Raw genomic sequence first — 12,278 nt, 5'->3', positions numbered from 1 at the left:
TCCGAGGCGGGCACGGGGTCAACCTAGTCCAGGGCGGCTCACCCCGGCAACGCGATACCCGGGTGCGCGCACCCGGGGCAGCGCGCCGGGCCGGCCGGAGCCGGCCCCGCACGTCGTGGCGGTGGCTAGAGCTGGCCGACCGAGGTGATCCGGACGACCGCCGCACCCGCCTCGTCGGAGGCCGCGAGGTCGACCTCGGCGCTGATGCCCCAGTCGTGGTCCTCGTCGGGGTCGTCGAGGATCTGCCGGACCGTCCACCGCTCCCGACCCTGCTCGATCATCAGCAGCGCCGGCCCGCGCGCGTCCGGGCCCACCCCGATCTCCCCGTACGCCTCGAAGTACGGCTCCAGGGCGTCGGCCCAGGCGTCCGCGTCCCAGCCCGACGCGGCGTCCAGCTCGCCGAGGTCGTACCAGCGGCGCAGGGCGGCCAGCTCGACCCGGCGGAACAGGGCGTTGCGCACCAGCACCCGGAATGCCCGGGCGTTGCGGGTGACCGCCGGGACACGGTCGTCCAGCGCCTCCGCGGCCTCGGCGGCGTCGGTGGGGTTGCGCAGCCGCTCCCACTCGTCGATGAGGCTGGAGTCCACCTGCCGGACCAGCTCGCCGAGCCACTCGATGAGGTCGACCAGCTCCTCGGTCTTGGCGTCCTCGGGCACCGTCTGCCGCAGCGTCTTGTACGCGTCCGCGAGGTAGCGCAGCACGAGTCCCTCGGAGCGGGTCAGCCCGTAGAACTGCACGTACTCGGTGAAGGTCATCGCCCGCTCGTACATGTCCCGGACGACGGACTTGGGGGAGAGCTCGTGGTCGGCCACCCACGGGTGCCCCTGCCGGTACATCTCGTACGCCGAGTCCAGCAGCTCCGCCAGGGGCTTCGGGTGGGTCACGCCGTCGAGGAGTTCGAGGCGGGCCTCGTACTCGATGCCCTCGGCCTTCATCGCGGCGACCGCCTCGCCGCGGGCCTTGAACTGCTGCGCGGAGAGCACCTGGCGCGGGTCGTCCAGGATCGACTCGACCACCGAGAGCACGTCGAGGGCGTACGAGGGGGACTCGACGTCGAGCAGCTCGATCGTGGCCAGCGCCAGCGGGGAGAGGGGCTGGTTGAGGGCGAAGTCGAGCTGGAGGTCGACGGTGAGGCGGACCCGCCGCCCGGTCTCGTCGGGCTCGTCGAGTTGCTCGACGACCCCGCCCGCGCGCAGCGCCCGGTAGATGGCGATGGCGCGCCGGATGTGCCGGCGCTGGGCGGCGCGGTCCTCGTGGTTGTCGGTGAGCAGGTGCCGCATCGCGGCGAACGCGTCGCCGGGGCGGCCGATGACGTTGAGCAGCATCGAGTGGCTGACGTGGAAGCTGGAGGTGAGCGGCTCCGGCTCTGCCTCGACCAGGCGGTCGAAGGTGGGCTGGCCCCAGCCGATCGACCCCTCCGGCGGCTTCTTGCGCACCACCTTGCGCCGCTTCTTCGGGTCGTCGCCGGCCTTGGCGAGCGCCTTCTCGTTCTCGATGACGTGCTCGGGTGCCTGCACGACCACCCGGCCGACGGTGTCGAACCCGGCCCGCCCGGCGCGGCCGGCGATCTGGTGGAACTCGCGGGCCTTGAGCAGCCGGGTACGCACCCCGTCGTACTTGGACAGGCCGGTGAACAGCACGGTGCGGATCGGCACGTTGATGCCGACGCCGAGGGTGTCGGTGCCGCAGATGACCTTGAGTAGGCCGGCCTGGGCCAGGGTCTCGACGAGCCGGCGGTACTTGGGCAGCATCCCGGCGTGGTGCACGCCGATGCCGTGCCGGACCAGCCGGGACAGGGTCTTGCCGAACCCGGAGGTGAACCGGAAGTTGCCGATCGCGGTGGCGATCATGTCCTTCTCGGCACGGGTGCAGACGTTGACGCTCATCAGGGCCTGGGCGCGTTCCAGGGCGGCGGCCTGGGTGAAGTGCACGACGTAGACGGGTGCCTGCCTGGTCTCCAGCAGCTCCTCGAGGGTCTCGTGCAGCGGCGTCATCGCGTACGAGAAGATCAGCGGGACCGGCCGCTCGGCGGAGCGGACGACGGCGGTGGGCCGGCCGGTGCGCCGGGCCAGGTCGTCGACGAAGCGGGTGGTGTCGCCCAGCGTGGCGGACATCAGGACGAACTGCGCCTGCGGCAGCTCGATGAGCGGCACCTGCCACGCCCAGCCCCGGTCCGGCTCGGCGTAGAAGTGGAACTCGTCCATGACCACCTGGCCGACGTCGGCGCGCTCGCCCTCGCGCAGCGCGAGGTTGGCGAGGATCTCGGCGGTGCAGCAGATGATCGGCGCGTCGGCGTTGACGCTGGCGTCGCCCGTCAGCATGCCGACGTTGTCGGCGCCGAAGACCTCGCAGAGGGCGAAGAACTTCTCCGACACCAGCGCCTTGATCGGGGCGGTGTAGAAGGTCGTTCGGTCGTCCGCCAGGGCCGCGAAGTGCGCCGCGATCGCGACCAGGCTCTTGCCGGACCCGGTCGGCGTGTTCATGATCACGTTGGCGCCGGAGACGATCTCGATGACCGCCTCCTCCTGGTGGGGGTAGAGGTCGAGGCCGCGCTCCTTCGCCCAGCCGGCGAACGCGTCGAAGAGGGTGTCGGGGTCGGCGCTTGTCGGCAGCGCGGCGGTGAGCGTCATAGCGCGTCCATCGTGCCTGGATCATGCCCCCGAGCGCCAACCGGCTTGGCGGGAGAGGCGTGAAAGGGCCGGCTCCGAGGGCGCCGAGCGGCATGGCGGCCCAGCCGCTCCGGCGCCGGAGCGGCCCCCGCCTTCACGCCCGGCGGTGGATCAGGTCGAAGATCGGGCGGCCCGCCCGCAGGGCCCGGCGCTCGAACTTGGTGACCGGGCGGTGGGCGGGGCGGGGGGCGAAGCCGTCGTGCGCGTCGACCAGCCCCGGGTCGGCGTCCAGGGTCTGGCGCATCGCCTCGGCGTACTCGGCCCAGTCGGTCGCGCAGTGCAGGGTGCCGTTGGGCGTCAGCCGGGAGCGCAGCAGCGCGACGTGGGCCGGCTGGATGATCCGCCGCTTGTGGTGCCGGGACTTGGGCCAGGGGTCGGGGAAGAAGACGTGCACGGCGTCCAGCGACGCCTCCGGCAGGCCCGCCACGAGGTCCAGGGCGTCGCCCTGCGCCACCCGTACGTTGCGCAGGCCGTGCCGGTCCACCAGGTCCAGCAGGTTGGCGATTCCGGGCGTGTGCACCTCGACCGCCAGATAATCTCGACCGGGGTCGGCGGCGGCCATCTCGGCCGTGGTGTCGCCCATCCCGGAACCGATCTCCAGCACCAGCGGGGCCCGGCGGCCGAACAGGCCGGCGAGGTCCACCGGCGTGCCGGGCCGCTCCGGCACGTGCAGACCGTAGACCGGCCAGAGCCGGTCGAGGGCGTCCGTCTGGCGGCTGCTCATCCGGCCACGGCGCGGATGGAAGGTCCGGATCGTCCGGGCGGCGGGCGCGGGGACGGCGGCGGGGGAGTCGGTGAAGGTCACAACGACCCGAGGGTACGCGACGACCGCGCCGAATCGGATGTGATGTTCGCCCGGGGATGAGAGGATCCATCCCGTACGGCAGACCGGGTGCCTGGTGTTGCCCGGCACTGCCCCAACGCGCCGGGAGGGGGCGTCGTGTCGGTGCACCGCGGCGGTGTGGCGCTGGCGATCGCGACCGTGCTCGCCGGTCCCCTGCTCGCGGCCCCGCCGGCCTCCGCCGCCCCGCCGCCCACGGCCGTCCTGTCGTCCCTGCCGTCCGGCGTCGTCCTGGAGTCCGGCGTCGCCTCGCTGGTCCGGGCCGGCGCGCCCCAGCCGGGGCCGCCGGGGCCGCACGTCTTCGTCGAGGTCAGCCCGAGCACGGTCGAGCCCGGCTTCCTGGTGGGGATCCGGGCCAACTGCCGGGACAACTCCATCCCCGCCACCGTGGTCTCGGACGCCTTCGGCCGAGTGCAGGTGCAGCCGCAGAACGGCTCGCTGACCGCCACGCCGATGGTGCGGGAGCGCACCCGGCCCGGCAACTACCGGATCAAGCTGGAGTGCCGCGACGGTGAGACCGCCTCGACCATGCTCCAGGTCGTCAAGGCCGTGAAGCCCAGTCGCGGCCCGGCGACCGGGTTCGGCGGGGGCGCCGGTGGCGTCACGGGCGGGCTGCTGCTCCCGGGTGGCCTCGCGCTGATCGTGACCGGCATCGTGCTCGCGGTCCGGGCGGCGCGCCGCCCGCGTACCGTCCGTGGCGCCGCCCGACGCTGAGCCGGTCATGGCCACCACGCCCGCCCCGAAGCCGGCCGCCGCAGCGGCCCGGAGCCCACGGCCGCCCGGACGTCGCCCCTGGTCGGTGCCGCTGGCCGTGGTGCTGGTGCTGGCCGGGGTCTTCGCCACCGGCGCGGGCCTGGGGCGCACCGCCGGTCCGTTCGACTGGGCCGCCGGCGGGGGACAGGACCGGCCGGCCCGCAGCGAGAGCGGCACGCTGGCGGCCAGCCGGCCGGTGCGCCTGTCGATTCCCGCGATCAAGGTGTCCGCCCCGGTGGCTCCCGTCGGTCAGGCCCGGGACGGTTCGATCGCCGTCCCGCCGCTCGAGCGGGCCGACGAGACCGGCTGGTACGACCGGGGACCCACCCCGGGCGAGCCGGGCCCGTCGGTCATCGTCGGGCACGTGGACACCAAGCGTGGCCCGTCGGTCTTCTACGACCTGCACAAGCTGCGCCCGGGCGACACCGTCGAGGTGGCCCGGGCGGACGGCTCGGTCGTGGTGTTCCGGGTCGACTCCGTGGAGCACTTCCCCAAGGAGCGGCTGCCGGCGGAGCGGGTCTACGGCGACGAGGGCCCCGCGGGCCTGCGCCTGATCACCTGCGGCGGCGACTGGCTCGGCGGCCGGACGGGCTACGCCGACAACATCATCGCCTTCGCCACCCTGCTCTCCTCCCACAACCCCTGACCCCACCCACCCCGGCCCCCCGCCCCCTCTCCGTCCCGCCCGATCCCCGACGATCATGAGGTTGGCGGCGGTCAGGGAGATCCACTTCGCCGCCAACCTCATGATCGACGCCTCCGGAGAGGGCGGGCGGGGAGGTGGGGGAGGGTCAGGATCGGCCCGGGACCTGCTGGACTACCTCGAACTCCAGGAGGGTGGCGCCGGAGGCGACCGGGGGGCGCTTCTCGCCCGTCCCGGCGTGGGCGGCGCGGGAGGGGCCGGCGGCCCAGGCCTGATAGGCCTCCTCGGTCTCCCAGCGGGTGTAGACGAAGTAGCGGTTCTCCCCGGCCACCGGGCGCAGCAGCTCGAAGCCGAGGAAGCCGGGGGAGTTCTCCACGGCCCCGGCCCGGGCGGCGAACCGCTTCTCCAGTTCCTCGCCCGCGCCGGGAGGGACGTCGATCGCGTTGATCTTCACGACTGCCATGGCTCCACCCTAGCGACGGGGCCGGGGCTCAGAACGACTCGACGGCCGGAACCAGGTCGGCGTCGACCACGATCGGCGCGTGGTCGGAGGGCCCCTTGCCCTTGCGCGCCTCCCGGTCCACGTACGCGGAGCGGACCGCCCGGGCGAACGGCGCCGAGGCGTACACGAGGTCGATCCGCATGCCCTTGTTCTGGTGGAACATGCCCGCCCGGTAGTCCCAGTAGGTGAACGGGTGCGGGCCCTTCATCGGCGTGGGCACCACGTCGGAGAGCCCGAGGTCGCGCAGCGCCGCGAGGGCCGCCCGCTCCGCCGGGGTGACGTGTGTGGAGTGGGTGAACACCGCCGGGTCCCAGACGTCGGCGTCGGTGGGCGCCACGTTGAAGTCACCGCAGACCGCCAGCGGCAGGCCGCCGGTCAGCTCCGCCTCCAGCGCGTCCCGCAGCGCCACGAACCAGGCGAGCTTGTACGCGTAGTGCGGGTCGTCCGGCGCCCGACCGTTCGGCACGTACACCGACCAGACCCGGACCCCGCCGCAGGTCGCCGAGATGGCCCGGGCCTCGGGATCGGGAAAGCCCGGTTCGCCGGGGAACCCCACCGTCACGTCGGCCAGGCCGACCCGGGACAGGATGGCCACCCCGTTCCACCGGCCGTCGCTGTGGCTGGCCACCGTGTAGCCCAGCTCGCCCACCTCGGCCACCGGGAAGGCGCCGTCCGGGCACTTGGTCTCCTGAAGGCAGACGACGTCCGGCCCGGTGCCGGCCAACCAGTCGAGCAGCCGGGGCAGGCGGGCCTTCACCGAGTTCACGTTCCAGGTCGCCAGACGCATGTGACCAGCCTGCCCCATCCCCGCGCGCGTCGCCGGTTCAGCTGCCCGGGGTGTCGCCCGGGCGGGTCTGCTCGGCCAGAAACCGCTCCAGTTCGGCGCCCAGCTCGTCGGCGGTGGGCAGCGGCCCGGCCTCGGCGGCCAGCAGGTTCTTCTCGCCCCGGCCGCGCGCGAACGCGTCGTACTGCTCCTCCAGGGCCTGCACCAGCTGGGCGGCGTCGTCGGTCTGGGCGACCTGCCGGTCGATCTCCACGCGGACCACCTCGGCCGCCGAACGCAGCCCGTCGCGGGGCAGCAACAGCCCGGTGCTGCGGGACACGGAGGCGAGCAGCACCTCGGCGGCGGCCGGGTACTCCGTCTGCGCCACGTAGTGCGGCACGTGGGCGGCGAAGCCGAGGGCGTCGCGGCCCAGCTCGCCCAGGCGGTACTCCAGCAGGTGGCCGACGCTGCCCGGCACCTGCACCCGCTGCAACCACGGCTCGTAGCCGGCGATCAGCTCGCGGCGGGTGGCGTGTGCGGTCACCCCGGCGGGCCGGGTGTGCGGCACGGCCATCGGGATCGAGTTGAGCCCGACGGTGAGCCGGACGTCCAGTCGCGCGGAGATCCCCGCCACCGCGGCCACGAAGCGCTCCCACTGCAGGTCCGGCTCCGGGCCGGTGAGCAGCAGGAAGGGGGTCTCGTCGTCGTCGCGGAGCAGGTGCAGCTCCAGCGCCGGGGCGTCGTACGACTCCCAGTGGTCCTCGACGAAGGTCATCACCGGGCGGCGCGAGCGGTAGTCGAAGAGCTGGTCGACGTCGAACCGGGCGATCGGGCGGGCGTCCAGGGAGGTGAGCAGCTGCTCCCTGGCCAGTCGGGTGGCGCTGCCGGCGTCGACGAAGCCGGTGAGGGTCTGGATCAGCACCGGCTGACCGAGGTCGGGCAGATCGTCGGTGAGCTCGTAGAGCTCGTGTGGGTCGAGCACCGGTGCGGACCTCCCTGGTCGTGCGTACGGGTCGCCGCGCGACGGCACCCGGTTCGGGGAAACGTACCCGCCATCCTCGTGCATTCCTCGCCGCGCCCCGCCGCGGGTCGTCACCTGACCAGTAATCGGGCGTATGCCCGCAAGCCCGCCGTCGGGCGGCGAACGATGACCGTCGGGACGATCAGGCTATCGGTCGAACGGGGGAGTTTGGGGATCATGGGCTGGACGTCGGGGTTTTGTCCGCGTTCCGGCCGCGCAGGGGCGGGCCGGGGGCGACCCGGAGGTCTGACCGGTCCGCGAGGTCCGTCCCCCGGGCTGTCCGGGGCGACGGGGGCGTCCACCCGGCCCAGCCCATATCGTGAGGAAAGCCACGAGATCACCCCGGGTGATCGGCGGGTGGGCCTGCCTAGCCTCGGCTGATGCGTGACGACCCCACCCTCGATGACCAGACCGCCCCCGGTGACCCGGTTGACCGTTCGAACGATACCCCCTCGTACGTTCGGTCAATCGTCCTCCGCGCCGCCGGGGCGTACGCCCGCCTGCTGACGCGCGGGCCGGCCCGGGCCCGGATCGCCCTCGCCACCGGCGTGCTGTGCTGCCTCGGGCTGACCGCCGTCGCCCAGGGCGCGCGCGACGACTCCGCCGACCCGGCCCCCGCCGCCGCTCCCCCCGCGCTCACCGAGCGCGCCGAGCCGGACCCGGCCTCCCGCAGGGTGGAGCGCGTCGCCGCCTCCGCCAGCCCGACCCGCGCCGCCGACCCGGACACCACCACCCCGGCGCCGAAGAAGACCACCCGCAAGCCGGTCGACCCCGCCCCGGTCGTCGGGCTCGACAACGCCCAGATGGAGAACGCCGAGGAGATCGTGCGGACCGGGCGCGAGATGGGGATGCCCCGGCGGGCGCTGGTGATCGCGGTCGCCACCGCGATGCAGGAGAGCAACCTCTACAACGTCGCCAGCGGGGTGCTTCCCGAGTCCCGCGAGTACCCGCACCAGGGCATCGGATGGGACCACGACTCGGTCGGGCTGTTCCAGCAGCGTTCCAGCAGCGGCTGGGGCGAGGTCGGTGAGCTGATGGACCCGGAGTTCGCCACCCGGCAGTTCCTCTCGGCGCTGGCCCAGGTGCCGGGCTGGCAACAGATGCGGCTCACCGACGCCGCCCAGGCGGTGCAGATCTCCGCCTACCCGGAGCACTACGCCAAGCACGAGTGGCGCGCCACCAAGGTCGTCGCCGCGTGCCTGGAGGCCGGGCAGTAGGCTTGCACCAGCCACAGTGGACGGTTGCGGTTCGGGCATCCGGGGTACATGTGTTGTCACTCCGAGGTACACATGGAGCAGGCACCACCGACTGGAGGACGACATGTCACTGATGCAGCGGATCAGCGCCTTCCTGCGCTCGCCCAAGGGCCAGCAGATGGTCGATCGCGGCCGACGCGAGCTGAACAAGCCCGGCACCCAGCAGAAGTTGAAGGGCCTCGCGGCCAAGTTCCAGAACCGCCGCTGACCCGTCACCGCCGACCTCTCCGACCCCCGGGAGACCCCTGTGACCGATTCCGCGCCCGCCGACGACCAGCACGTCGCCGGAGGACCGCAGCCGCCGGCCGTGGTTCCGGCACCGACGCAGGAGGCCACCGAGGCGCCGCCGCTGAAGCTCTGGGACCGGATGCGGGAGGACCCGCAGTACGCCCCGGAGCACCTCGCCCTGGAGGCCGTACGCCGAATGGGGCCGGAGGCGGCACAGTGGGCCGCGCGGGCCCGGGCAGAGCAGCCCGGCATCTCCGCCGAGGCCCTGGCGGAGCAGGCGGTACGCAAGTTCGTCAACCACGCCCGGCTCTCCGGGGCGGTGTCGGGCGCCGCCGGGCTGCCCGGCGCCGTGATCGACGTGGGCGTGCTGGCCTGGACCCAGGCCCGGATGGTGCTGCACGTCGCCGCCGCGTACGGCGTCGACCCGCTGCACGGCGACCGGGCCACCGACCTGCTGGTGCTGCAGAAGGTGCACAAGGTCGCCGAGAGCGCCCGGCTCGCGCTCGGGGTGGCCGCCGGCCGGGAGCGCGCCGGGGCCCTCTTCGGCAGCGGCGGGCAGAACCCGCTCGGCAAGGTCATGCTGCGCCTCGGCGTGCGACTGGCCCAGATGGCCGGGGTGCGCGCGGCGAAGCGGGTCTTCGCCAAGGTGGTGCCCGGCGCGGCGATCGTCCTCGGCACCTGGGCCAACTCGTCGGCCACCAAGGATCTCGCCGCGCGCTCCCACGCCCTCTACCGCCAGTGCGGCGGACCGACCGTCCCCGAGCCCCGCCGGCCCTGAGGCGGGCCACCGTACGTCGATCCCGCCGCCCGGTCCAGGTGGGCCGGTGCGGTCGGTCGGCGGGTCAGGAGCCGAGGCCGGAGGCGCGCCACGCCACGTCGGCCAGCCGGTCCTGCCCCGCGGCGTTGGGGTGGAACCAGTCCAGCGGGTTGACCAGCTCCAGGTCGAATCGCACCCGGTGCACCGCCCCGCCGTCGTATCGGCAGCGTGAGCCGTACGCCTTGCAGGCGGCGGCGAGCTGGGCGTTGTAGTCGGCGATCCGCTCCCGGACGGCCGCCCGGCGGGCCCGGTCGAGCGGATCCGTCGAGGTGGGGTTGGCCAGCAGCGCCGGGCAGACGCCCCGCTTCCAGGCCCGCACCGCCCGTGCGTCGGTGTGCCCGACCTCCCAGAGCCGGTGCAGGTTCGGCACGCTCACCACCAGCACCCGGGCCTTCGGCCGGCCCTGCCGCAGCACCCGCAGGCCGCGGTCGACCTCGGCGCGGAACTGCCTCACCGGGGTCATCGCCTCGATGCCGCCCCGGCAGACGTCGTTGGCGCCGATCAGCACGGTGACGTGGTCGACGCGGTCGCGTACCGCCCGCTGGGCCTGCCCCTCCAGCGACGCCGCGCGGGCGCCGGGGCTGGCGTGGTTGTGGACCTTGCCCCGGATCGCCGGGTTCCGGTCGAGCAGCCGGCGGTAGAGGCTGTCGACGCGCAGCCCGTCCCCCGTGGACCAGGAGTTGCGCTGGCACGAGACGAGCACCAGGCAGGAGCCGAAGCCGGTGCTGATCGAGTCGCCGAGGGCTGCGATGCCACCGGGCGAGCCGGGCGACGGCGTCTCCCGTGGCGGGCGGGAGCCGGGCTCCCCGCCGCCCTCGCAGGCGAGCGCGACCAGCGCCAGCAGGCAGGCGGCCACGGTGACCCAACGTCGAGGCATTACCATCCCCAGTCCCGCAGCGGAGAGCCGACAGCGCGGTAACTCTAAGCGCGGGCCCGGTGGGGCAACCCGCCGCTGTCGACTATGCGGCAGAGGGCTGGTCCGCCGCGACTCCGCGTGCTAGGCGCGGATCGCGCGCCAGACGGCAAACGGCGTGTCGGGTGGGATCAGTGTGTCAGAGCGCGCTCGGCGTGCCAGACGGCGGTCGGCGCGCCGGCCGGGATCAGCGCGGCAGGCGGCGGTCAGCGCGCGAGGCGCCAGGGCGCGGGCTGGCCGTGCAGCCACCAGTGCAGGGTCCGGGTGATCCGGGGCAGCACCAGGTAGGTCATCAGCGGGGTCAGCGTGAGGGTCATCATCAGCACCCGGGCGGCCAGCGGCACGTCCGGGAGGAACCGGCTGGTGAGCAGCGTCGCGGTCAGGCTGAGCGGAAAGAACGCCAGCCAGATGGTCACCGCCTGCTTCCAGCGCGGTGGGGAGGGCGGCGGGACGGTCGGCTCGGCGCTGACCGGCACGGTCTGCGCCGCGTGCTCCCGCGGCGGGTCGAACCAGCCCTCGACGCCGGTACGCCGCTCGACCCGGGTGTGCTCGACGATGCCCTGCGCGGAGGAGAGCCACCAGTGCCGCTGCGGGGACTCCTCCCAGCGGCGCAGCGTGTCGTGGTCGGCGAAGCGGTAGATGATGTGCCACTCCCCGGAGCCGGGCGCGCTGCGTACCCAGCCGGACCCGAGGAACCCCGGGAACGCCTCGGCCAGCGCCGTGCCGGCCCGCATCCAGGCCACCATCTCGCTGGTCCGGGCGGGGTCGGTGCGCCGGGCGACGGCGACGGTCACCGGCAGCGCGTGGGTCATCGTCATACCGGCCATCCTCTCCGGTCGGAGCCGGTTCGACCGGCTCACCGGCCGCCTGTGTAACGCACCCCACCAGCGGGGTGACGCGGCCCACCGGCAGGGCTGACGGCAGCCCACCCACGGGGGCCGCCGGCGGGTGGCGGTCGACCGGTTCACGCGCCGCGGAAACTGTCGGAGGTCGGTGGTCGACTGGGCCCATGAGTGCAGACGACATCCTCGTGCTCGGCGCCACCGGCTCGACCGGCCGGCGGGTGGCGCGCCGGCTGTCGGACGCCGGCCTGCCCGTCCGGGCCGCGTCGCGCCGGGGCGCCGTCCGCTTCGACTGGGCCCTGCCGGCGACCTGGGAGCCGACCGTGGCCGGCGCCTCCCGCCTCTACCTGATGGCCCCGCACGACGTGCCGGTCGACCCGGCGTTCGTCCGGCTCGCCGTGGAGAGTGGCGTGCGACGCGTCGTCCTGCTGTCCAGCCGGGCGATCGAGGCGATGCGTGACGGGCGGCTGCTGGCCGCCGAGAAGTTGGTGCGCGACTGCGGCGTCGAGTGGACGATCCTCCGGCCGGACTGGTTCGACCAGAACTTCGACGAGGGCGTCTTCCGCGACGCCGTGCTCGCCGGCACCGTGGCCGTGCCGGTGGGGGACGCCCGCCAGGGATTCGTCGACGCCGACGACATCGCGGCGGTGGCCGTGGCGGCGCTCACCGGCGAGGGCCACCACGGCCGGGTCCACGAGATCACCGGGCCCCGCGCCCTCTCCTTCGGCGAGGCGGTCGACATCGTCGCCCGGGCCGCCGGGCGCCCGGTCCGCCACCTGGGCGCCGCCGAGGACTACCGGGCCGCGATGGCCCCGCTGGGCCTCCCGCCCGCGCAGATCGAGGCGGAGATCCGCGCCTTCGCCGCCCTGCGGGAGCTCGGCGACGCCGAGCCGACCGACACCGTCCGGCAGGTCACGGGGCGGGCGCCGAAGGACTTCACGGCGTACGCCGCCGACGCGGCGGCCAGGGGCGCCTGGCGCACCGACGAGGGCGCCCGCGGGAGCCGACCGGCCGGGGCGGGTTAAGCGGG

The 12,278-nt window shown here is 74.2% G+C and carries 13 protein-coding genes; 6 read left to right on the top strand and 7 right to left on the bottom strand.

What is annotated here, in order from left to right; translation table 11 throughout:
• Nucleotides 1-125 precede the first annotated feature (125 nt).
• Together DER29_RS01260 and trmB are read right to left on the bottom strand one after the other, a co-directional pair.
• Nucleotides 126-2,630 (bottom strand): RNA helicase, encoded by a 2,505-nt coding sequence (locus tag DER29_RS01260; RefSeq protein WP_121395544.1) that lies wholly within the window; start codon nt 2,628-2,630, stop codon nt 126-128.
• Nucleotides 2,631-2,763: 133 nt separating this feature from the next.
• The gene (gene trmB / locus DER29_RS01255) at nt 2,764-3,393 is read right to left on the bottom strand and encodes a tRNA (guanosine(46)-N7)-methyltransferase TrmB (protein ID WP_233599979.1); all 630 of its coding nucleotides are present in this window, start codon (nt 3,391-3,393) and stop codon (nt 2,764-2,766) included.
• A 222-nt stretch (nt 3,394-3,615) separates the two neighbouring features.
• Between trmB and DER29_RS01250 the strand changes: the two genes are divergently transcribed.
• Together DER29_RS01250 and DER29_RS01245 are read left to right on the top strand one after the other, a co-directional pair.
• Nucleotides 3,616-4,224: a hypothetical protein gene (locus tag DER29_RS01250; RefSeq protein ID WP_121398903.1), complete on the top strand. Its 609-nt coding sequence runs from the start codon at nt 3,616-3,618 to the stop codon at nt 4,222-4,224.
• 7 nt (nt 4,225-4,231) lie between these two features.
• The gene (locus DER29_RS01245) at nt 4,232-4,909 is read left to right on the top strand and encodes a class F sortase (protein ID WP_121398901.1); all 678 of its coding nucleotides are present in this window, start codon (nt 4,232-4,234) and stop codon (nt 4,907-4,909) included.
• Between the two features lie 145 nt (nt 4,910-5,054).
• Here the strand turns inward: DER29_RS01245 and DER29_RS01240 are convergent, their stop codons facing one another.
• The 3 genes from DER29_RS01240 to DER29_RS01230 are packed head-to-tail and all read right to left on the bottom strand — an operon-like array spanning nt 5,055 to nt 7,153.
• Nucleotides 5,055-5,369 (bottom strand): antibiotic biosynthesis monooxygenase, encoded by a 315-nt coding sequence (locus tag DER29_RS01240; protein ID WP_121395541.1) that lies wholly within the window; start codon nt 5,367-5,369, stop codon nt 5,055-5,057.
• Nucleotides 5,370-5,397: 28 nt separating this feature from the next.
• Nucleotides 5,398-6,195, bottom strand: a complete 798-nt coding sequence (locus tag DER29_RS01235) for an exodeoxyribonuclease III (protein ID WP_121395539.1) — start codon at nt 6,193-6,195, stop codon at nt 5,398-5,400.
• Nucleotides 6,196-6,232: 37 nt separating this feature from the next.
• Nucleotides 6,233-7,153, bottom strand: coding sequence for a proteasome assembly chaperone family protein (locus tag DER29_RS01230; RefSeq protein WP_121395537.1), 921 nt, complete (start codon nt 7,151-7,153; stop codon nt 6,233-6,235).
• A gap of 419 nt (nt 7,154-7,572) precedes the next feature.
• On the opposite strand from DER29_RS01230, the gene DER29_RS01225 reads away from it, so the two are divergent.
• The 3 genes from DER29_RS01225 to DER29_RS01220 all read left to right on the top strand — a co-directional run bounded on the left by DER29_RS01225 (nt 7,573) and on the right by DER29_RS01220 (nt 9,454).
• Nucleotides 7,573-8,409 carry a peptidase M23 gene (locus tag DER29_RS01225; RefSeq protein ID WP_121395535.1) on the top strand — a complete coding sequence of 279 codons (837 nt, stop codon included), beginning with the start codon at nt 7,573-7,575 and terminating at the stop codon, nt 8,407-8,409.
• A gap of 103 nt (nt 8,410-8,512) precedes the next feature.
• Nucleotides 8,513-8,656 carry a hypothetical protein gene (locus DER29_RS34395; RefSeq protein WP_199729070.1) on the top strand — a complete coding sequence of 48 codons (144 nt, stop codon included), beginning with the start codon at nt 8,513-8,515 and terminating at the stop codon, nt 8,654-8,656.
• Nucleotides 8,657-8,695: 39 nt separating this feature from the next.
• A complete protein-coding gene (locus DER29_RS01220; RefSeq protein ID WP_370040003.1) occupies nt 8,696-9,454 on the top strand; it encodes an EcsC family protein in 759 nt (252 codons plus the stop codon).
• Between the two features lie 64 nt (nt 9,455-9,518).
• Here the strand turns inward: DER29_RS01220 and DER29_RS01215 are convergent, their stop codons facing one another.
• Together DER29_RS01215 and DER29_RS01210 are read right to left on the bottom strand one after the other, a co-directional pair.
• Nucleotides 9,519-10,370, bottom strand: coding sequence for a GDSL-type esterase/lipase family protein (locus DER29_RS01215; RefSeq protein ID WP_121395533.1), 852 nt, complete (start codon nt 10,368-10,370; stop codon nt 9,519-9,521).
• Between the two features lie 242 nt (nt 10,371-10,612).
• A complete protein-coding gene (locus DER29_RS01210) occupies nt 10,613-11,224 on the bottom strand; it encodes an antibiotic biosynthesis monooxygenase (protein WP_121395531.1) in 612 nt (203 codons plus the stop codon).
• A 191-nt stretch (nt 11,225-11,415) separates the two neighbouring features.
• Here DER29_RS01210 and DER29_RS01205 point away from each other — a divergent pair, with 191 nt between their 5' ends.
• Nucleotides 11,416-12,273, top strand: coding sequence for an NAD(P)H-binding protein (locus DER29_RS01205; RefSeq protein ID WP_121395529.1), 858 nt, complete (start codon nt 11,416-11,418; stop codon nt 12,271-12,273).
• The last annotated feature ends 5 nt before the right edge of the window (nt 12,274-12,278 follow it).

The organism is Micromonospora sp. M71_S20 (assembly GCF_003664255.1).
Classification (GTDB): domain Bacteria; phylum Actinomycetota; class Actinomycetes; order Mycobacteriales; family Micromonosporaceae; genus Micromonospora.
The sequence above is the reverse complement of the archived record's forward strand: the minus strand, read 5'-3'. Positions and strand labels throughout refer to the sequence as shown.